At 68.5% G+C, this 20387-nt stretch carries 15 protein-coding genes; 6 read left to right on the top strand and 9 right to left on the bottom strand.

Annotated features, from left to right (window positions below):
* Nucleotides 1–64: 64 nt before the first annotated feature.
* On the top strand, nt 65–1528 hold the full coding sequence (locus tag DQ353_RS12440) for a protein adenylyltransferase SelO (RefSeq protein WP_113763069.1): 1464 nt from the start codon (nt 65–67) through the stop codon (nt 1526–1528).
* A gap of 150 nt (nt 1529–1678) precedes the next feature.
* On the opposite strand, the gene DQ353_RS12435 is transcribed toward DQ353_RS12440, so the two are convergent.
* The 5 genes from DQ353_RS12435 to DQ353_RS12415 form a co-directional block, all read right to left on the bottom strand.
* Nucleotides 1679–2026 carry a hypothetical protein gene (locus DQ353_RS12435; protein ID WP_181578368.1) on the bottom strand — a complete coding sequence of 116 codons (348 nt, stop codon included), beginning with the start codon at nt 2024–2026 and terminating at the stop codon, nt 1679–1681.
* A 159-nt stretch (nt 2027–2185) separates the two neighbouring features.
* On the bottom strand, nt 2186–2608 hold the full coding sequence (locus tag DQ353_RS12430) for a DUF1801 domain-containing protein (protein WP_113763067.1): 423 nt from the start codon (nt 2606–2608) through the stop codon (nt 2186–2188).
* Between the two features lie 74 nt (nt 2609–2682).
* Nucleotides 2683–4398: a cobaltochelatase CobT-related protein gene (locus DQ353_RS12425; RefSeq protein ID WP_113763066.1), complete on the bottom strand. Its 1716-nt coding sequence runs from the start codon at nt 4396–4398 to the stop codon at nt 2683–2685.
* Between the two features lie 20 nt (nt 4399–4418).
* Nucleotides 4419–5405, bottom strand: a complete 987-nt coding sequence (locus DQ353_RS12420; protein WP_113763120.1) for an AAA family ATPase — start codon at nt 5403–5405, stop codon at nt 4419–4421.
* Nucleotides 5406–5410: 5 nt separating this feature from the next.
* A complete protein-coding gene (locus DQ353_RS12415) occupies nt 5411–6250 on the bottom strand; it encodes an IclR family transcriptional regulator (protein WP_113763119.1) in 840 nt (279 codons plus the stop codon).
* Nucleotides 6251–6441: 191 nt separating this feature from the next.
* Between DQ353_RS12415 and xsc the strand changes: the two genes are divergently transcribed.
* The 3 genes from xsc to DQ353_RS12400 all read left to right on the top strand — a co-directional run bounded on the left by xsc (nt 6442) and on the right by DQ353_RS12400 (nt 11500).
* Nucleotides 6442–8247, top strand: a complete 1806-nt coding sequence (xsc, locus tag DQ353_RS12410; RefSeq protein WP_113763065.1) for a sulfoacetaldehyde acetyltransferase — start codon at nt 6442–6444, stop codon at nt 8245–8247.
* A 172-nt stretch (nt 8248–8419) separates the two neighbouring features.
* The gene (locus DQ353_RS12405) at nt 8420–9760 is read left to right on the top strand and encodes an NAD(P)/FAD-dependent oxidoreductase (RefSeq protein WP_113763064.1); all 1341 of its coding nucleotides are present in this window, start codon (nt 8420–8422) and stop codon (nt 9758–9760) included.
* Between the two features lie 141 nt (nt 9761–9901).
* Nucleotides 9902–11500, top strand: coding sequence for a sialidase family protein (locus tag DQ353_RS12400; RefSeq protein WP_113763063.1), 1599 nt, complete (start codon nt 9902–9904; stop codon nt 11498–11500).
* Here the strand turns inward: DQ353_RS12400 and DQ353_RS12395 are convergent.
* From DQ353_RS12395 to DQ353_RS12385, 3 genes are all read right to left on the bottom strand, one after another.
* Nucleotides 11478–13937, bottom strand: a complete 2460-nt coding sequence (locus DQ353_RS12395) for a DEAD/DEAH box helicase (protein WP_286166796.1) — start codon at nt 13935–13937, stop codon at nt 11478–11480. The genes DQ353_RS12400 and DQ353_RS12395 overlap by 23 nt on opposite strands.
* A 61-nt stretch (nt 13938–13998) precedes the next feature.
* Nucleotides 13999–15789: an NAD(P)/FAD-dependent oxidoreductase gene (locus DQ353_RS12390; protein ID WP_113763061.1), complete on the bottom strand. Its 1791-nt coding sequence runs from the start codon at nt 15787–15789 to the stop codon at nt 13999–14001.
* A 100-nt stretch (nt 15790–15889) separates the two neighbouring features.
* A complete protein-coding gene (locus tag DQ353_RS12385) occupies nt 15890–17050 on the bottom strand; it encodes a GAF domain-containing protein (RefSeq protein WP_286166795.1) in 1161 nt (386 codons plus the stop codon).
* A gap of 156 nt (nt 17051–17206) precedes the next feature.
* Here DQ353_RS12385 and DQ353_RS12380 point away from each other — a divergent pair, with 156 nt between their 5' ends.
* Both DQ353_RS12380 and lhgD read left to right on the top strand, forming a co-directional pair.
* Nucleotides 17207–17776: a histidine phosphatase family protein gene (locus tag DQ353_RS12380; RefSeq protein WP_113763059.1), complete on the top strand. Its 570-nt coding sequence runs from the start codon at nt 17207–17209 to the stop codon at nt 17774–17776.
* Between the two features lie 115 nt (nt 17777–17891).
* On the top strand, nt 17892–19091 hold the full coding sequence (gene lhgD / locus DQ353_RS12375; RefSeq protein WP_113763058.1) for an L-2-hydroxyglutarate dehydrogenase: 1200 nt from the start codon (nt 17892–17894) through the stop codon (nt 19089–19091).
* Between the two features lie 21 nt (nt 19092–19112).
* Here the strand turns inward: lhgD and DQ353_RS12370 are convergent, their stop codons facing one another.
* Complete coding sequence (locus tag DQ353_RS12370) at nt 19113–20243, bottom strand: hypothetical protein (protein ID WP_113763057.1); 1131 nt, start codon at nt 20241–20243, stop codon at nt 19113–19115.
* Nucleotides 20244–20387 lie beyond the last annotated feature (144 nt).

Below are 20387 nucleotides of genomic sequence, written 5' to 3'. Positions count from 1 at the left end.
CGTGGCAGTTGCCTGCTTCCGTCTTTCCCCGCGGACCGCACCATATCGAAGGTACGCTTGAAAGATGAGTGTCGACGCACAATCCACCGTCTTCCTGGACGGCCAATTTGCCCGTGAGCTTCCCGAACTGGCCGTTCCCTGGCAGGCGGAACAGGCTCCGGAACCGCGACTGGTCGTGCTCAACGAGCCGCTGGCCGAGGAACTGGGCCTCGACCCCGGGTCCCTGGGCAACGCCGAGGGGCTGGGGTTGCTGATCGGTACCGCGCTGCCCCATGGTGCCACTCCGGTGGCGCAGGGCTATGCCGGCCACCAGTTCGGCTCCTACTCGCCGCGCCTGGGCGACGGCCGGGCGCTCCTGCTCGGCGAGATTGCCGATGCCGATGGCCGCCTCCGGGACCTCCACCTCAAGGGTTCCGGACGCACGCCGTTTGCCCGCCGTGGTGACGGGCTCGCCACGCTCGGCCCGATGCTCCGTGAATACGTGATCAGCGAGGCGATGCACGCCCTGGGCATTCCCACCACGCGCTCCCTGGCCGTGGTGGCGACGGGACGGCCGGTCAGCCGCGAAACCCTGCTGCCCGGGGCGGTGCTGACCCGGGTGGCAAGCAGCCACTTGAGGGTGGGAAGCTTCCAATATGCCCGGGCCATGGACGACGCGGACCTGCTGCGCCGCCTGGCCGACCACGCGATGACACGCCACCATCCCGGAACGGCGGAGGGCCAGAACCCCTATCTCGCCCTGTTCGAAGCGGTGGTCTCGGCCCAGGCGTCGCTGGTGGCGCAATGGATGCTGGTGGGATTCATCCACGGCGTCATGAACACCGACAACATGACCATCTCGGGGGAGGGCATCGACTACGGGCCGTGCGCCTTCATGGACGTTTTCGATCCGGCCACGGTCTACAGCTCGATCGACGAAGCCGGGCGCTATGCCTACGGCAACCAACCCCTCGTGGCCCAGTGGAACCTCGCCCGGCTCGCGGAGGCACTCCTGCCACTCTTCCACGAGGACCAGGAGCAGGCCGTTGCCTTGGCGCAGGAATCCCTGGGCGCCTTTCACACCCGGTACAGCGCCGCGTGGCTGGCCGGAATGAAAACCAAGCTCGGCCTGGCCGGGAGCCTGGACGACGAATCAGCCACGTCACTCACCGGGGAATTGTTCACCCTCCTGCAGGAAGACCGCGTGGACTACACGTCCTTCTTCCGGGCTCTGGGCAGGGCCGCGCGGGGTGACGCCGAATCCGCGCGCTCCATGTTCTCCGGCCCGGCCGCGTTCGAGGCCTGGTCGGAGCGCTGGCTCGCACTGGGACCGGACGCGGACCTGATGGACCGGACCAACCCCGTCTACGTCCCGCGGAACCACCTCGTCGAGGAGGCGCTCGCCGCCGCCGTCGACGGCGACCAGGAGCCGCTCTCGCGGCTTTTGGCTGCGCTGAGCACACCTTTCCAGGAGCGTCCCGGCCTCGAGCGGTTCGCCGCCGCGGCCCCGGACGGCTTCGCCCCCTACCGGACGTTCTGCGGAACCTGAGCCTGAGTGCGGGCCGCACCGGTCCTGCCCGCAGGCTTTGGCCGGCCAGTGGAGAAGAAGCCCTGGTGTCAACCGGCCACGTCGTTCGGTTTGGCGACTTCAGCTTGGACAACCGCGCCCGCATGGGCGGCGGATCGTGTCCTACACCGGTTACCAAGCGGCCAGAACCCGGCGCAGCCGGGGATCATTATCCGGGCGCATATCCACCGGCGCAGCCCGCCGGATCATGGCCGGCTCCGGGTCCAGCAGCGAGACCGGCACGCACGGGTCGCGGCCGAACTGCGCGTCCGCGCCTATGCGTACGCCGAAGCCCCATCGCGCCGGCAGCACACCGTCGATCCGGGCGCTTACGAAATCGGCGGTTTCCCGGGTGTCGAAGCGGGCCACGGCAATGTGCAGCGGCCAGTCGGACCGGGGGAAGGCCAAACCGGCTTGGCCGGGAACAATAAAGGCAACGAGGACGCATGCACCCATGGTTCCGGATGGGCCCACGCTCATGGCAGGACCACGCACCGGCGGCCCGTGGGCAGTTCCCGTCCCGAACGAGGAAGTCGACACGGTGTTCACCTTTAGGACGTCCGTATGTCGCGGGCCAGGCTGCCGTCCCGTGTCTTGTCGATCCTGCCATCACCGCGGCCGTTCGAGAACGTGCGGTGTTCAGTGCCCGGGCGACATCGTCTCGGCGAGCGAGTGCTCCAGCAACTGGCGCAGCACGCCGCGATCCACCCCGGACAACCGGGTGAGGTACAGGCAGGCCTTGCTCGCGCGGTGCGGCCCGAGCCGGGCCATCAGCTCCGGCCAGCGCTGGGAAAACCCGTTGACAAGGTAGATCGTGTGCTTTGTCGGGCCCGGAGCGAAGGCGAGGACGGGGGCGCGGCCCGAATGCCCGCTCTCGTAGCGGTACTCGTACTCGCCGAACCCGATGATGCGGCCGGCCCACACGACCGGCCGTTCGCCGCTGAGCTCTCCGAGCAGTGCGAGCAGTTCGTCGGCCTCGACGCGTCGGGGCCCCGTGGACCGGTCGAGGACCTGGGCAACCGGCAGGTCCGACGGTGACATGGCGGGCGGTTTCTTTCCCAAGGGTCTCCTCGCGATGGTGCTGGATGACCCAGCGTACCCCGGGCACGGTGAAGCCCCCGCGGGGTGTCGCGGGCTCAGTGCCCGGGACGCAGCGAGCGCTGAAGCAGGCCCAGCAGGTCGCGCACGGATTCGGAGCCGCCGAGCCGCTCGGCGTCCAGGATGGTGCTGCGGCGGAAGTATGGGCTCATGTCCAGGCCCAACCCCAGGCCCAGGATTGTCGTGGAGCCCGCGGTCTCGGCCCCGCGCAGCACCGCGGCCAAATCGTGCTGCAGGTAGTTTTCGTCGTTGGCGTTTGCCGTTGCGCCGTCCGCCGGGCTGCCATCGGTGACCACCACCAGGATCCTGCGGTCCTCGCTCCGTGCCCCCAGCCGGGACAGCGCCCAGCGCACGGCTTCCCCGTCGACGCCCTCGCGGTACAGCGTGGACTTGAGCATCGCCGCAAGCCCAGGGCGCCCGCTGCGCCACGAGGTCGCGGCGTCCTTGAAGACCAGATGGCACAGCTCGTTGAGCCGCCCGGGATTCGGCGGGGCGCCGGCGCGGCGCCAATGCTTCAGCGCGCGCCCGCCGTTCCACGCCCCGGTGGTATAGCCCAGGACCTCGCAGGGCACGTCTATGCGTTCCAGCGCCCGCACCAGCACGTCCAGGAATGCCGCGAGCCCCTCGGCGTGCTGCTTCATCGACCCGGAGCAGTCAACCAGGAATGTGACGGCCGCGGCGGCGGCCGGCTCGAAGCGTTCGGTCTTGAACAGCCTGGACTCGGTGGGGGAGGCGATCAGCTGGCCCAGCCGGGAAACATCGAGCAGGCCTTCCTCCGCGCCGGAATCGTGGCCCGAGCGCTCCGGGACGCAGAGCAGCCCCTGGAGCCTTTTGGCCAGCAGCGCCGTATTCACCGCCTCGGTGTGCACCCGGGAGGCAATGCGTTCGCGGTAGCCGTGCAAAAGGTCCTCGCGGACCAGGTCGCGGGCTGCCGATTCCTTGTCGTAGGCACGGGTGAAGACCGTGTAGCCGCCGGCCGCGGCCGCCAGCGTGCTGGTTCCCGTGCCGGCTCTCCCGATCAGCGCGGCTTCCTGCTCGACGTCCACGAGCAGCGAGAACTCCGCTGCCTTGGACGCCTTCGCCTTGGACGCCTTGCGGGCAGGTGCCCGGGATTCCAGGTCCTCTACAGCATCGGCGACAAGCCGCGCGATCTGCAGCGCGGGCGGGGCGAAGCCGGACTGGCTGTGCGTGTTCCGGCGCAGGGCGGGAAGCAGCGGACCCAGCGTCGAGGACAGGTTCGCGCGGGTCGCCTCGATCATGTCCTCGGATTCGGAGACCACCGGTTCCCCGGTGATCCGCGAGCGGGTGACCTGCAGGATGGTGTACAGCAGCATGCCCAGCGAGGTTTCGGTCAGCCCCGAGGCCAGGTATTCCTTGGACCAGGCCTCGTGCCGGGCCCGCAGGTTGGAAACGACCCCGGGCAGGGCGGCCAGGGATTCGCAGCGGAATTGCTCGAGCACCTCGAAGACCAGCCTGGCGCTGGGATTTTCGGGGAGCAGGGCAAGGTGCGCGGCGGTGTCCGAATGCAGGGTGCGCAGCGCGATCCCGTCGCTGGCGCCGCGGAAGGACTCGAACGCCGCGCCGGGGGAGGGCGGGTAGAGGTGCGGCGCGTTGAAGGGCAGCACCGTGGTGCCCCGGTATGGCCGGGATCCGAGCAGCTCCAGGCGCGGGTCGGCGCCGAGTGCACGCAGGGAGGCTGCGCACAGCTGGCGGATTTCCTGGGCGCGGCGCTCGGTGGTTCCTGTGGCGTCCATGGCGTGGCGGACGGTGTCCGCTAGGCCCCGGCCGGAACGAGCGCGTAGGACTCGTCGAGCTCGGTGGCCATGACGCGCTGGTAGTACTCGGAGATGATGAAGCGCTCGGCCTCGTCGCACTTGTTGATGAAGGAGAGCCGGAAGGCCAGCGCTGGATCGCGGAAGATGGAGATGTTCTCCGCCCAGGTGATCACGGTGCGCGGGGACATCAAGGTGGAGATGTCCCCGGCGGCAAAGCCGTCCCGGGTGAGGTTGGCAACCTGCACCATGGAGCGGATCAGTTCCATTCCGGAGGGCTTCTGTGCCAGGTCCGGGACGCGGGCGGCAACGATGCCGACCTCGTCGGCCACGGGCAGGTAGTCCAGTGCCGCGACGATGTTCCAGCGGTCCAGCTGGGCGTGGTTCAGCCGCTGCACCCCGTGGTAGAGCCCATTGAGGTTGCCCAGCCCGACGGTGTTGGCGGTGGCGAAGAGCCGGAAGTGCGGGTGCGGGCGGATGACGCGGTTCTGGTCCGGCAGCGTGAAGCCGCCGTCGCGCTCCAGCAGCCGCTGGATGACGAACATGACATCGGGGCGTCCGGCATCGTATTCGTCGAAGACCAGCGCCATCGGCTGGACCATGGCCCACGGGACCACTCCCTCCTGGAACCGGGTGGCCGGTGCACCGTCCTGGATCACGACGGTGTCCTTGCCGACCAAATCCAGGCGGCTGATGTGGCCATCCAGGTTCACCCGCATCAGCGGCCAGTTCAGCCGGGCGGCGACCTGCTCGATGTGGGTGGACTTCCCGGTGCCGTGCAACCCCTGGACCATCACCCGGCTGTTGTGGGTGAACCCTGCCAGGATCGCCAGGGTGACATCGGGGTTGAAGCGGTAGGCCGGGTCGATGGCCGGGACGTGCTCGGTGGCCTCAACGAACCGCGGCACGCGCGCCTCGCTGTCAATGCCGAAGGCCTCGCGGACCGAAACCTGCTCCTGGGCTGCGAGCCCGGGTGTTTGGTGGTTCATCCGGTTCACCACCCCGCCGCGATCGGCTCGGACTCCGGAGAGCCCAGATCCGCGTGGTCCTCGAGACGCGAGATGCTCTCGGCGGCCCGGCGCAGGGCCGGCAGCAAGGTGAGCAGGTCCGCCGAGCTCTTGCGCATCATCGGGGCCTGCACCGCGACGCAAAGGTTGGAACGGCCTGCCGGGTTGGGGACCAGCACGGCCAGGCAGACCAGCCCGTCCAGGTATTCCTGGCGGTCCTCGGCGTAGCCGTTGAGTCGGATCTGGGTCAGCTCGGCCTCGATTTCCGTCTTGTCGGTGAGCGTGTGCGCGGTGAAGCGCTGCAGCGGTCCGCTGGTCAGCACGCGTTCGCGCTGGGTGGGGCCGAATTGGGCGAGGATCAACTTGCCACTGGCCGAGCAATGCACCGGCACCCGGGAACCGGGGCCCAGGTATACGCGCAGCGGCTCGTTGGTTTCCACGCGGTCCAGGTAGATGACCTCGTTGCCGGACAGTGCCGTGATGTTGCAGCTTTCGCCGATTTCATCGACCAGTCCGCGCAGGATGGCGTGCCGGGTGCCGTGCCGGGTGTCGTTGAGCAGCACGTCCTCGGCCATGCGGCGCATGCGCGAACCGGTGCCGTAGTGCCGGCCGTCGGACTGGCGGGTCAGCAGGTTGGCGCCCTCGAGCTGTTGCAGCATTCGGTGCAGGGTCGGCTTGGGAAGCCCCGTCTGGTCCACCAGGGATTGCAGGGTGAAGAGCTGGTCGCGGGTGGTGATCAGCTCCAGCAGTGCGAAGAGGCGCAGGGCCGGTGTTTCGCCCTGGACGGCACCCGCGGGCCCGAGATCCGGTTCCGTGAGATTTTCCATGATCGATCCAATCATCCGTTGTGCGAAGTTTCATTAAATCGTACCAGTATGAAGAATAAATGGAATAGGGGCTTGACGGATGTGAGCTGGGTCGCATAGCTTTGTCATTAATCCCGTTTATGGGAGCAGTTCGAATCATTTTTTGAGACTTTGCGTGATTGCGACGTCTTGATCCACGAAGGAGACTTGTAATGACTGAAAAGGCCACATCCCGCGAGGTCGTCAAGGGCGCGCAGAAGATGACGTCGTCGGAAGCCTTCGTTGAGACGCTGGTGTCCAACGACGTCACCGATATCTTCGGCATCATGGGCTCTGCCTTCATGGACGCCATGGACATCTTCGCCCCGGCCGGCATCCGCCTGGTTCCGGTCGTCCACGAACAGGGTGCCGCCCACATGGCGGACGGCTATGCACGTGCCTCCGGCCGCCACGGCGTGGTCATCGGCCAGAACGGCCCGGGCATCTCCAACTGCGTCACCGGCATCGCCGCCGCCTACTGGGCCCACAGCCCGGTCGTGATCATCACCCCGGAAGCCGGAACCAACACCATCGGCCTGGGCGGCTTCCAGGAAGCCAACCAGCTCCCGATGTTCCAGGAATTCACCAAGTACCAGGGCCACGTGACCCACCCGAACCGCATGGCCGAATTCACCGCCCGCTGCTTCGACCGCGCCATGAGCGAAAACGGCCCGACCCAGCTGAACATCCCCCGCGACTACTTCTACGGCGAATCCATCACCGAGATCCCGGCCCCGCGCCGGGTGGACCGCGGCGCCGGCGGCACCAAGTCCCTCGACGAGGCCATCGAGCTGCTCAAGACCGCCAAGAACCCGGTCATCGTCTCCGGCGGCGGCGTGGTCATGGCCGACGGCGTCGAGGAAGCCAAGGCCCTGGCCGAGCGCCTGGGCGCACCGGTGGTCAACAGCTACCAGCACAACGACTCCTTCCCGGCCAGCCACCCACTGTGGGCGGGCCCGCTGGGTTACCAGGGGTCCAAGGCCGGCATGAAGCTGATCTCCGAGGCCGACGTCGTCATCGCCCTGGGCACCCGGCTTGGCCCGTTCGGCACCCTGCCGCAGTACGGCCAGGCCTACTGGCCCACCGAGGCCAAGATCATCCAGATCGATGCGGACCACACCAAGCTCGGACTGGTCAAGAAGATCTCCGTGGGCATCACCGGCGACGCCAAGGCCGTGGCCATCGAATTGGTCAAGCGCCTCGAGGGCACCGAGCTCGCCTCGGACGCCACCAAGACCGAGCGCGCCGCGAACATCAAGGCCGAAAAGGATGCCTGGGAGCAGGAACTCTCCGCGTGGACCCACGAGAAGGACGAGTACTCCCTGGATGTCATTGAGGAGGCCAAGGGCGAGGAAGGCAACTGGCTGCACCCGCGCCAGGTGCTGCGCGAACTGGAAAACGCCATGCCGGAAGACGTCATGATCTCCACCGACATCGGCAACATCAACTCCGTGGCGCACAGCTACCTGCGCTTCGAGAAGCCACGCAGCTTCTTCGCCCCGATGTCCTTCGGCAACTGCGGCTACGCGCTGCCGACCATCATCGGCGCCAAGGCCGCGGCCCCGCACCGCCCGGCCATCGCCTACGCCGGCGACGGCGCCTGGGCCATGAGCATGGGCGAGGTCCTGACCGCGGTCCGCCACGACCTGCCGGTCACCGCGGTCGTCTTCCGCAACCGCCAGTGGGGCGCCGAGAAGAAGAACCAGGTCGAGTTCTACAACCGCCGCTTCATCGCCGGCGAGCTGGACAACGGCGAGTCCTTCGCCGAGATGGCCCGTTCCATGGGTGCCGAGGGCATTGTCGTGGACAAGCTGGAGAACGTCGGCGCTGCCCTCAAGGAAGCCCTGAACGCCCAGATGATCGACGGCAAGACCACCGTCATCGAGGTCATGTGCACCCGCGAGCTGGGCGACCCGTTCCGCCGCGACGCACTCTCCACCCCGGTCCGCCACCTGGAAAAGTACAAGGACTACGTCTAAACCCGGACCCGGCAACCCCAGGCAGCAATGATGCGGGGGAGGGCCAGGCAGGCGGCACCGCGGTGCCCGCCTGCCTGGCCCTCCCCCGCTTGCATCCCCCAGAGAACTACTTCCGCCGCCGCACCACGAGGTGCCGCAGCGACGCGAGAGCGCACAATGATTGGAGCGAACAATGAGCAATACGCAAACGCCGGAAAACGTGGTTGTCATCGGTGCGGGCATGGTGGGGCTGGCCACCGCCTGGTACCTCCAGGAACGCGGTGTCAACGTCACCGTGGTGGACCGCGACGGCGTCGCCGCCGGGTCCTCGTGGGGCAACGCCGGATGGCTGACCCCCGCCCTCACACTCCCGCTGAGCGAACCCGCGGTGCTCACCTACGGGCTGAAGACCATGTTCGATCCCGCCTCCCCGCTGTACATCCCGCTCTCGGCCAAGCCCTCGCTGATCCGCTTCCTGCTCGGCTTTGCCCGGCACTGCACCCCGGGCAAGTGGCGCGAGGCCATGGCCGTGTTCAGCGAGATCGGCGCCACCGGGCTGGACGCGTTCGACGAGATCTCCGAGGCCAACGCCGTCACCCGGATCGGCCGGGACCACGTCGCTGTCGGTGGCGGATCCTCCGGCAACGGCGGCGGCACCACGACCCTGGGCACCGGCGTTGCCGAGCCCACCAAGCCCGCCGAGCCGTTCCTGACCGGCTTCAAGAACCTCAAGGACCGCGACGGGCTGCTGCACGAGCTCGAGGGCATCCGTGCCTCCGGCGGACAGGTCGAATTCGACCTGATGAGCGCCGCGGAAATCCGCGACATGGAGCCCACCCTCGGCGCCGGGGTGCAGGCAGGGGTGCAGATCCACCACCAGCGTTTCATCAACCCGCCCAAGTTCATGGATTCCCTGGCCGACTCGGTCATCGCCCGCGGCGGGCAGATCGTCACCGACTTCGAGGTCGCCGACATCCGCGAACATGCCCATGGCGTCGAGGTCATCGACGCGCACGGACGCACCCAGGGCGCCGATGCGGTGGTCATCGCCACCGGCGCCTGGCTGGGCAAGCTCGCGAAGAAGTTCGGCGTCAAGCGCGTGGTCCAGGCCGGGCGCGGCTACTCCTTCACCGTGGTTCCCGAGGTCATGCCGACCCACCCGATCTATTTCCCCGCCCAGCGCGTGGCCTGCACCCCGCTGGGGGACAGGTTCCGGATTGCCGGGACCATGGAGTTCCGGGACGCCGACCACCCGCTGGAGCCCAAGCGCATCGAGGCCATCGTGGCAGCCGCCTCCCCGATGTTCACCGGCATCAACTGGGAGGACCGCCAGGAGGAATGGGTCGGATCCCGTCCCTGCACCACCGACGGGTTGCCGCTGATCGGCGCCACCCGCTCCTCCCGGGTGCATGTGGCCGGCGGCCACGGCATGTGGGGCGTGGCGCTGGGCCCGCTGACCGGCAAGATGATTGCCGCCTCGATCACCGGGGAATCGACCCCGGCGGTGATGCGGCACTTCAACCCGCTGCGCTGACTTGCGCTCCGGCGCAACGGCACCGGGGGGCGTGGTGTGGAACCTGGGAGGGTCCGCACCACGCCCCCGGCGCATTTCCCGCCCCGTAACGCACCATGGGCCGACTTGCTGCGGACCGCGGGACGGCGGTAGAGATGGGGGATGCCCCATGACGATTCCCCCTTCGCCCACCAGGTCCTGGCCGCCCGCGGCGCCGGCGGCCACCGCCAATACCGGATCCCCGCGCTGGCCGTGTCCACCGCCGGAACGGTGTTGGCCGCCTACGACGGGCGCCCCAACCTCGACGACCTGCCCAACACCATCGACCTGCTGCTGCGCCGCAGCTTCGACAACGGTGCGAGCTGGGAAGAGCAGCGCGAAATCCGCACCGGCACCGGGCTGCACGGCTTCGGGGACCCCAGCCTGCTGGTGGACAAGGCCACCGGGCGGATCTTCTGCTTCCACGCTGCAGGCACCCATGCCGGGTTCTTCGAGGCTCTCGAAGGCCTGGAACCCGAAGACGCGGTGCAGCACGTGGATGTGTCCTTCTCCGATGACGACGGGGAGTCCTGGAACCACCGGCGGCTGACCGGGGCGCTCAAGCGCGAGGGTATCACCGGGATCTTCGCCGCGGCCGGGGCCGGCATCCAGCTCGAACAGGGGCCGTGGGCCGGGCGCCTGCTGCAGCAAATGGTCATCCTGTTGCACGGGAACATCCGCGCGGCCTCCGCCTACTCGGACGACCACGGCCAGACCTGGACACTGGGCGAGGCCACCGCCGGCGAGGCCAACGAGAACAAGGTCGTCGAGCTGACCGGCGGGAGGGTGCTGCTGAATTCCCGCGCCCGCGGCACCCGGCTGCAGGCCCTTTCCACCGACGGCGGGCACAGCTACGGGCCGCTGGAGCCGGTGCCGAGCCTGCCGGATCCCAGCGACAACGGCAGCATCCTCCGGCTCCCGGAACCGGGAGCGGGCCCGGGGCTGTTGCTGGCCACCAACAACCGGGACACCGACCTGCGCCGCAACACCGTGCTGAGCGTCTCTGGCGACGAGGGTGCCGGCTGGCGCCCGGTCGCCGCGATCCGCCGCGGATCCAGCGCCTACTCCACCGCGGCGCTGCTGCCCGACGGAGCCCTCGGGGTGCTCTACGAGGACAACGGCTACAGCCAGATCGTCTTCGCCCGGCTGGCCGCGGAGCATCTGGACCCTGCCGCCCTGGACGCGGCAGCCGAGGCGTACGTCGACGACGACGGCGGGGAGTTCTGCCTGGTGCTGCGCTCGATCACCCCGGGACGCCCCGAATCCTGGCAAAGTGTCGGGGAATCCCACGTCATTTCCACCGCGCCCGCGCAATGGGGAGTGCACACCTGGAAGGAAATCGGGCAGGGCTACGGGGACGGGGCGCAGGTGCTGGGCACCCGCGAGGCCCAGGACGTGAACTACGGGCCCGCCGCACCCGGGTTCCGGGCCGGTGACATCCTGGCCTTCACCGGACGCTTCCGGAACCCGTCCGGACACACCGTCGAGGCGATACTGGAGGGAGACTTCGACGGGGACGTGGCCGCATCCTTCCCGGCCGCGGCGGTGGGGCCCGGGGAAGCGATCCTGTATTTCACCCCCACCTACACCATCACCGAAGCCGACGTGGCCCGCGGGCACTCAACGGTGCACTGCGCCGTGCACGCCGGGGCGCGCACCTGGAAACGCAGCTTCCGGGCGGACACCGCAACCGGTGCCGTCAGTGAGCTGGACGCGGGGTAGCGACCGGCACGGGATCGAACCCCAGCTCCCGGTACCCGGGCGAACGCTTGTCGTAGGCCCGGGCAATCACCGGGGTCAGGACATCGACGTAGTCGTGCACCACGGCATTCGCCTTGCCCGGATACGGGCGGGTGACGCGCCCGGCGTACTGCAGGAGCCTGCCCCGGAAGGAAATCGGAGCCGCCAGAAAGAGCGTGTCCAGGCGCGGGCAGTCGAAGCCCTCACCGATCAGCGACCCGGTGCCCAGCACCAGCAACGGCTCGTTGGGCGGGGTGGAATCGATCCGTTCCAGGGCGGCACGGCGCGCGCCGGCCTTGAGCGAGCCGGTGAGCTCGACCGGGTCCAGCCCCGCGGCGCGCAGCGCCGCGGATATCAGCTGCAGGTGCCGTTTCCAGGTCGAAAGCACCAGGACCTGCCTGCCCTGCGCGTGAGCCGTGATGATGTCGCCGGCGACCTGGGCCACGCGGGCGGGATCCTCGATGAGGATCTTGTGGATTTGCGTGATGCCGCCCGGCGAGCTCGGGTCGATGTCGCCGTCGTATTCGAAGGCGGTCTCGTGCAGTTGTAGTTGCAGCGCCGGGGCGGGGTGCTCGGCGGCGCTTTGCGGCAATTCCCCGTGGCGTGGTGCGGCGAACTCGTGGGTGAAGGTGCCCAGCTGGTGGAAGATCAGTTCCTCCAGCCCGTCGCGCCGGTACGGGGTGGCGGTGAGTCCGAGCCAGCAGCGGGCAGGGATCTGGTTCATGACGTGGCTGAACGCGGCGGCAGGGACGTGGTGGCACTCGTCGACGACCACGAACCCGTACCCGGCGGCCAGCTCGGCGACGTTCTTGCGCCGCGCCAGTGTGGGCAGCAGCGCCACGTCGATCCGTCCGGTGGTCTTGGATTTCCCGCCGCCGATCTGCCCGGACTTCTCGCCCAGGAACCTCAGGATTTCCCCGCGCCACTGGTCCGCCAGCGTCTTGCGGTCCACCAACACCAGCGTGGAGACCGATTTTGCCGCGATCAGGGCGCAGGCCATGACGGTCTTGCCGCTGCCGGGGGCCGCCACCAGCACGCCGTGGGTGCGGGCCGCCAGCGCCTTGAAGGCCCGGGCCTGCTCGGGGTGCAGGGCTGCGGTGAACGCGAAGTCCTGGGGGTGGCCGGCCACGCGGTCATCGGTGAGCGCCAGGCGGCTGCCGGCGGTTTCCACCAGCTTTTCGAGCATCGGCAGCAGCCCGCGGGGCAGGATCAGGTCGCCCTCGAGGGTTTCGTCGTAGCTGGCCAGGAAGCGCGGGATGCCCCAGGTGGAGCGGCGCTGGCGCTGGCGCTCATGGAAGTCGGGGTTGGGCAGGGCCGCGGCGTGCTTCAGCGCGGTGATCATGGCCGGGCCCAGGTCGGTGGAGCGCAGCGTGATGCGTGCACCGATGACCGCGTTGACAACGGGTGCCGGGCGCGGGGAGATCTTGGAGGAGGCCGGGACCTCCAGGCGGGTCTTGCGCCCGGTGACCGGCGCCGGCAGGGCGCGCAGCAATGCTTTCAGCTCGCCGGGGCTCACCCGGCCCAGGCCCGAGAGGTAGGCCCACTGGTCCCCGAAGGGTTCCAGGGTCGCGGGATCCAGGAAGAGCGTGGTGCCGTGCTTCCGGCGCCTGCCCGCCAGCGGGGCCGCGATCAGGTTGCCCATGCCCTTGCCGGTGTGACGGTCCTGGGAGGGGAAGAGCCGGTCGTAGCTGCGCAGCGACATCGAGCCGCGGATGCCCATGGCCTCGTGCAGCAGCGAGCTGGCCAGGGCCCGTGCGGCCTCGGCGGGGACAAAGTGGGTGAAGAAGATCCACACGTGGGCCCCGCGTCCGGACTGCGAGACCTCCAGGGCGGCGGGGATGCCCCTGAAGCGGGAGGCCTTGAGGTAGGCCAGGGCATCGAGCATCGCTGCCGCGCCGTCGAAGTCGGCGGCCACGAAAGCGCAGCTGTCGGTCTCCGTGAGCGGGTAGAGCCCGATGTGCTGTCGCCCGCGCAGGTGGGCCTCGACCTCGGCGGGGGTGAGCCGGGTGTAGTTCGTGTTGTCCCGGTCCATCCACTTGCGCCAGCCGCCGGGAACCGCCGGCACCCAGCCGGACTTTCCCTCCGCGGCATTTTCCCAACGCAGCGCAAAGACGTCGGTCCGGGTGCGGAACAAATCCATGTAGAACCGGATCTTCTCGTCCTCCGGAGAGGAAGCGGTCACCGGTCCGGGCGCCGGCAGCGCAAGTTGCCCCTGGTCCGGCACCGCGGCCCGGGCCTCGGAGGCGCCCAGGGCCAGCAGCTTGCGCAGCCGCTGGTTGTCGATGCGCAGCGCCTCGAGCTCGCGCTGCACGGAGCCCGGCTCCGCGCCGGCCTCGGTGTGGGCGGGCGCCATCGCGGCGATCGCTTCGTCATCCAGGGGAAGCTGCGTCTGGGCCGGATCGTGATGTGCGGGACTCACACCACCATTGTGCCCCGAAGCCCCGACAATACGCCGGAATTCGGGGTACCATGGCGATCGCTCAGGAGGTGTGGTGCGTTTCGGCCAGTGCGTAGACCGGGGTGTCGATGCCCTCGAATCTTGCCTTGAGCTGCAGCGCCAGGTACTTGGAATAGTGCCGGGACTGGTGCAGGTTCCCGCCGTGGAACCACAGGTTCTCCTGCCGGGTCGGCTTCCACATGTTCCGCAGCTCGCCCTGCCACGGACCGGGGTCCTTGGTGGTGTCCGAGCCCAGGCCCCAGCACTTGCCCACGGCGTCGGCCACGTCCTGGGAGATGAGCCTGGCCGCCCAGCCGTTCATGGACCCGTAGCCGGTCGCGTAGATGACGGCGTCCGCGGGCAGCACGGTGCCGTTATCGAGCACCACCGAGTCCTCGGTCAGCTGCGCCACGTCCCCGTGCGCCAGCGCGATGGACCCGTCGGCGACCAGCTTCGAGGCGCCGATGTCGATGTAGTAGCCCGAGCCGCGGCGCAGGTACTTCAGGAACAATCCCGAGTCGTCGTCGCCGAAGTCCAGGTCGAACCCGGCATCGGCGAGCCCCTGGTAGAAGTCCGCGTCGTCCGCGCGGATCTTCTCGAAGGCGGGGCGGTGGAACTCGGGCAGCACCTTGTAGGGGATGGAGGCGAAGATCAAATCGGCGGTCTCGGTCCCGATGCCGTTGGCCAGGGCCTCCTCCGAGTACAGCGGCCCCAGCACGGTGTTCATCAGGGACTCGGAGCGCACGATGTGGGTGCTGGAGCGCTGCACCATCACCGGCTTGGCACCGTTCTGGACAAGGTCGGCGCAGATGTCGTGGGCGGAATTGTTCGCGCCGATCACCACCACGTTCTTGCCGCGGTATGCCTCCCCGCCAGGGTGCGTCGAGGAGTGGTTCTGTTCCCCGGCGAAGATATCCCGGCCCGCGAACGAGGGGATGTTGGGGATCCCGGACATGCCGGTGGCGATGACCACGTGGGCCGGGTGAAGCGTGTGTGCCTTCCCCTCGCGGATGAGTTGGACCGTCCAGGTCCCGGTGTCGGGGTCGTGGGTGGCGGAGGTGGCTTCGGTGTTGGACCAGTAGTCGAGCTCCATGAGTCGGGTGTAGTGCTCCAACCAGTCGCCCATCTTGTCCTTGGGGGTGAACACCGGCCAGTGGTCGGGGAACGGGATGTAGGGCATGTGGTCGTACCAGACGGGATCGTGCAGGGCCAGCGAGTGGTAGCGCGAGCGCCACTGGTCGCCCGGGCGACGGTGCTTGTCGATGACCAGTGCCGGGACGCCCAGGCGCTTGAGCCGGGCGCCGAGCCCGATGCCTCCCTGCCCGCCGCCGATGACCAGCACATAGGGCTGCTCGGTGATTCCGAATTCCGCCTCGCGCCGGGTGCGCCGATCCAACCAGTTCTCCGATGACATTTCGGTCCCGTGGTCGGCACCGCGTTCGCGCAGCGCCCCGGCCGGTTCCGGGAACTCGCGCAGCCCCTGGGCCGTGGAGAGCAGCGTCCAGCACTTGCCGTCGCGCAGCCGCAGCAGCCCCTTGCCGTCGATGGATTTGTTGGTGAAGGTGTACCAGGCCTCGATCACGCCGTCGCCCTCGGTGGCGGAGGCCACGGCGAGGTCCCGCGGCCAGGCACCCGGCCCGACCCCGTCCAGCATGGCCTTGATCTGTTCCCTGCCCTCGGAGGTGTGCAGGTTCCAGGTCAGCGCGGAAAGGTCCCGCCAGTAGGATTCCTCGCCAAAGAGCGCCGCCGCCGCCTCGGTGTTGCCCGCCTGCAGTGCCCGTTCCAGCTCGCCGAGCCATTGCCCCGCCGCCATGGCGGCATTTAGGTCAGTCATGTCGATCTCCTTCGAAAGCGTGTTGCGATGGAGACGATGTTATGAGCTGGATCACAGTGCCGCGAGGGTTGCAGGAGGTTGCAACGCCCGCGGGGGCCCCTCAGGCGCGGAAGCATGCCGGCAGGCCCAGGCGGTAGGGGCGGGACTCGATCAGCCCGCCGAGCCTGGCCCGCAGCCGCGACAGCTCGGCGCGCACCGTGACTGTCGTGGTGGTCCCGGGCAACTGCTCCATGAGCCCGTGCGCGTCAAGCCCCTCGGGGTTCGCCACCAGCAGCGCCAGGATCTGCCCGTGCCGCTCGCTGAGACGGATCTCGGTCCGCTGCCCGTCCTGGACGAGCACGGCCACCGGTGCGGGGGCCAGCTCCAGTTCCAGCCGGGCGTTCGACTCGCGGTTTCCGCCGTGCAGCAGCCAGCCCCCGGGGACTTCCTCGGCCACGACCGCCCCGAGTTCGGGCAGCCAGGCCCCGCCGGCGCACAGGCTTCCGGGCAGTCGCAGGCGGTTGCCCACCCCGAAGCCCGCCGAATGCGCCACCCAGCCCTGCGCATCGACCAGCACGTGCCGGCCGGGCGGGGCGGCAACCGAGCCCGCCAGCAGGTGCAGTTCGCGATCGTGCCGCGCGGCCAGCAGCCCGGCGGCCTCCCGCGCCGTGGCGCTGACCAGCGCCAGGGTGTGCGGGTGCGCGGTGCGGTAGGACCCGGAGAGCGTGATGGCCCCGAGCACCTGGCCGGTGCGTTCCTCGATGATCGGGGCGCTGGTGCACACCCAGGTGTGTTGCTCCTCGCGGGCGTGCTCGGGGCCGAAGATCTGCACCGGGGCGCGTTCGGCCATGGCGGCGCCCAGCCCGTTGGTGCCGACATCGGTTTCCCGCCAGCGCGCCCCGGCCACGAACCCGATGCCTTCGCTGCGTCGGCGGATGGGGGAGGGCCCGGCAACCCACAGGACGTAGCCCTCGTCGTCGCTGATGACCAGCTCGTTGCCGGCGTCCGCGGCCAATTGCAGCAGGCGCTCCTCGAGCATCGGCACCAGGCCCGAAAGCACCGCCGCGCGTTCCTGTCGGTCGGCAATGTCCCCGGTGCCCAGCGGCCGGATGGCCGGGTTCTTCAGCGACTGCCGCTGCCAGGAGCGGGCCACCACGGGACGCACCGGTGCGGGGATGGTCTCGGTGCTGGCCCAAGCCCGGTGCAGGGGCACCAGCGAGCGGGCCTTGGCCGCAGGATCCTCGAATGCAGCCAGTGCGGCCTCCAACCGTTGCGGCCTCATGCGTCCCACCTCTCACCCATTAGAGGATCGCATGGAAGCGGGCTCCGTGGAAGGGGGTCCGCATCCCATGCGCATGCCCCGCGCCGCGTCGAAGGGCCGCTGCCCTTCGGCGTCACAAGGTGGGCGGTGGAGAGCAGGAACCGGGAGAATGGAACCATGAAACTCGGATTCATTCGCCATGGACAGACCAACTGGAACGCCGAAGGCCGCCTGCAGGGCTCCAGCGACATCCCGCTCAACGACGTCGGACGCCAGCAGGCCCGTGACGCCGTGGCGATGCTTGGCGCAGGCACCTGGGACGCGATCGTCAGCTCCCCGCTCTCCCGCGCGCGTGAAACCGCCGAAATCATCGCCGCCGGCCTGGGCATCGAACTGGGCCGCAGCTACGAAGAACTCATCGAGCGCAACTACGGCCAGGCCGAGGGCATGACGGACGAGGAATGGGAAAAGCTCTGGCCCAACAAAGCCGGCGGCGGCATCGAGGCCCTGGACTCCGTGGTCGCCCGCGGAAGGGCGGCGATCGGGAAGGTCGCCGCGGATTTCCCGGGCAGGAACGTCGCGGTGGTGTGCCACGGAACCATCATCCGCTACACGCTGTCCGCGCTCGCCGGCGTCCAATTCGACAGCATTCTCAATGGCTCGGTTTCGCTGCTGGACAATGGCGAGGGACCCTGGAAGGTGCGCAGCGTCAACGGGGAAACGTTGGGCACACCGCTCACCCGGTAGCCGCTTGCTCGGCGTCCCCGACGGCAGTATCCATTCCGACGGTGTCGTGAGACGATGCGAAGGTCACCCAGAGAACCGGGGGAGGCACCATTTGCGCGGGGGAGAGCGGGAAACCATGGCCGAACGCATCGGGATCGTTGGCGCCGGGATCGTGGGCCTGGCCATCGCCCAGGCGCTGTCCCGCACGGGGGATTTCGACGTGACGGTGCTGGAGAAGGAATCCCGTGTGGCCATGCACCAAACCGGCCACAACTCCGGGGTCGTGCACGCCGGGCTGTACTACCAACCCGGCTCGCTCAAGGCCGAACTCTGCGCCAAGGGGCGGGCAATGACCCGTGAATACTGCCAGGAGCATTCCCTCCCGTACCGCGAGGCCGGGAAGCTCGTGGTGGCGCTGAATGCCGAAGAGGTCCCGCGGCTCGATGAGATTCAGCGGCGCTCCGTCCTGAACGCGGTCCCGGACCTGGCCCGCGTCTCGATGGCGCGGCTGCGCGAGATCGAGCCGCACGCGGCGGGGGTCGCCGCATTGCATTCCCCGCACACCGCTGTCGTCGACTATGCGGCGATTGCCGAAACCATGGCCAACCAGGTGCGGCGGGCCGGCGGCAGGGTGCTGCTGAACCAACAGGTCCAGGCCGTTGAATCCTCGGCCGGCAGCTGCCGCGTATCCACCTCCGGCACCACCCACGTCTTCGACCGGCTGGTGGTCTGCGCCGGGCTTCATTCAGATGCCATCGCCAGGCTGGTCGGGGCCTCGGACTCGCCACGGATCCTGCCGTTCCGGGGCGAGTACTGGTCCCTGGCCCCCGAGCGCAACGACCTGGTCAAGGGCATGATCTACCCGGTTCCGGATCCCGCGTTCCCGTTCCTCGGGGTCCATTTCACCCGCGGGGTATATGGCGAAACGCATGTGGGGCCCAACGCCGTACCGGCACTGGCCCGGGAGGGGTACTCGTGGGGCAGGATCTCGGTCCGCGACACCTTCGAATCCTTGCGGTGGCCCGGGGCCGGCGCGCTGGCCAAGGCCCACTGGAAAATGGGTGGAAAGGAGATCGCCGCCTCGCTCTTCAAGCCGCTGTATTTCAAGGCGGCGCAGGCCTTCATCCCGGAACTGCTGCCCTCGGACCTGCGGCACAAGACCACGGCGGGTGTTCGCGCCCAGGCGTGGTCCAAGGACGGTTCCCTGCTTGATGACTTTGCCGTGGACCAGGTCGGGCCGGTCACGCTGCTGCGCAACGCGCCCTCGCCGGCGGCAACCTCGGCCATGGCCATTGCCGAGCACGTCTTGGCAAACCACCTGGGAATCCGGCCCTAGCCCTGCAGCGGTTCGCCGGACTCAGGCCGGCGGGTAGTCGCCGAAAGCCGGGGCCTCGTCGGCAGGGTCCTGGAAACGAACCGCAACCTCGGAGGGTTTCGCGAGTTCAAGGACCAGGGGCTTCAGCAAGGCCGGCGGGATGGAAAGGCCTGAACCAATCTCGACCAGCCCCTCGTCGCGCAGTCGTTCCAGCCGTCGCCAGGCAATCGCAATGATGTCGGGCTCTCCCCGCGGATCAAGATCGGGAAGGCCACGGACCGGGTGCTTGAGCACCTCGACGTTGATCGGTTCAACCGCAGCTTCCAATAGGAAATACCGGGTCAGGTACCCCACCTCCATCTCCTGGTAACGATCGCTGACCTCCCGGGAGAACGCCCCGTACATGTTCCGGGCGACGGTGCGAACAACCTCGACAAGGTTCGAAGCGGGATCCTTGAGGAAGCCGGTTGCCTCGCGGCTCGGGTAGGCACGGCTGGCACTGAGCTCGATCAATCCGGCACCGACCAGCGCGTCCCAATAGAGTTCAAGCCGGCCGACGCCTGCCGCGCTCTTGAACAAGACCGGACCGCTCGTGGGTTGCCCTCCGACCGGCAGGGCGCCGGAGACGGGCACGGCATAGACGTCCAGGGCGGCGGCGGCCTCTTGGACGTGCTTCTTGTTGAGCACCTTCAAGCCGGTGATCTCGCGCCTTGGTCCAAGCCATTGCAGGAACGATTGAACCCGCCTGGCCACCGGCAGCTTCCCGATGGCTTCGGCGACCTCGTCCCCGGAGAGCTGGGGGACGGTGATGATGGCGGCCTGGAGCTCGGGGATCGGGGAGTAGGACGGCTCGAAGTCGGGAAAGCTGAAGCACCTGAAGTAGGTGTCGAGCTGCACGAATTGCTCGTGGGTTCCGCCCCAGGTGCCGGTGGTGTGCAAGAACTCGAGGTAGGCGCCAAAGACGTGGGTCATGTCCAGGAAGTCGTTGGTTTTCCCGAAGAACATCAACTCATCCAGTGTTGCCGCGAAGGCCTGGACGTCCAGGAAGGTGATGTCGCTGTCCCTGTTGAGGCGTGCGTAGTGTCCGAGGAAGGCGGTGATTCGTGCCTTGAGCTCGTCACCGCGGACATCAAAATTCTTCTCGCGGCACCAGGCTTCGAACGCCGGGAGCACCCTTGGAATCTCGCGCCGTATGCGATATTCACCGATGCTGACGATGGCGGGCCCGCGAGATTCTCGTGGCGCCGGTTCGGCATTCTTGGCTGTTTTCGGGTCCTTGTGAGACATCTTCATTCCACACGTGTCGGGCTTCGTGGC

Source organism: Arthrobacter sp. AQ5-05 (assembly GCF_003287975.1).
Classification (GTDB): Bacteria; Actinomycetota; Actinomycetes; order Actinomycetales; family Micrococcaceae; genus Paeniglutamicibacter.
The sequence above is the reverse complement of the archived record's forward strand: the minus strand, read 5'-3'. Positions and strand labels throughout refer to the sequence as shown.

Bases quoted from the DNA above. Each gene is read 5' to 3' on its own strand.
- lhgD (WP_113763058.1), top strand. From the start codon at position 17,892: ATGGCCGAACGCATCGGGATCGTTGGCGCCGGGATCGTGGGCCTGGCC.
- DQ353_RS12415 (WP_113763119.1), bottom strand. From the start codon at position 6,250: ATGGAAAATCTCACGGAACCGGATCTCGGGCCCGCGGGTGCCGTCCAG.
- DQ353_RS12380 (WP_113763059.1), top strand. From the start codon at position 17,207: ATGAAACTCGGATTCATTCGCCATGGACAGACCAACTGGAACGCCGAA.
- DQ353_RS12420 (WP_113763120.1), bottom strand. From the start codon at position 5,405: ATGAACCACCAAACACCCGGGCTCGCAGCCCAGGAGCAGGTTTCGGTC.
- DQ353_RS12435 (WP_181578368.1), bottom strand. From the start codon at position 2,026: ATGAGCGTGGGCCCATCCGGAACCATGGGTGCATGCGTCCTCGTTGCC.
- DQ353_RS12385 (WP_286166795.1), bottom strand. From the start codon at position 17,050: ATGAGGCCGCAACGGTTGGAGGCCGCACTGGCTGCATTCGAGGATCCT.
- DQ353_RS12440 (WP_113763069.1), top strand. From the start codon at position 65: ATGAGTGTCGACGCACAATCCACCGTCTTCCTGGACGGCCAATTTGCC.
- DQ353_RS12425 (WP_113763066.1), bottom strand. From the start codon at position 4,398: ATGGACGCCACAGGAACCACCGAGCGCCGCGCCCAGGAAATCCGCCAG.
- DQ353_RS12405 (WP_113763064.1), top strand. From the start codon at position 8,420: ATGAGCAATACGCAAACGCCGGAAAACGTGGTTGTCATCGGTGCGGGC.
- xsc (WP_113763065.1), top strand. From the start codon at position 6,442: ATGACTGAAAAGGCCACATCCCGCGAGGTCGTCAAGGGCGCGCAGAAG.
- DQ353_RS12400 (WP_113763063.1), top strand. From the start codon at position 9,902: ATGCCCCATGACGATTCCCCCTTCGCCCACCAGGTCCTGGCCGCCCGC.
- DQ353_RS12390 (WP_113763061.1), bottom strand. From the start codon at position 15,789: ATGACTGACCTAAATGCCGCCATGGCGGCGGGGCAATGGCTCGGCGAG.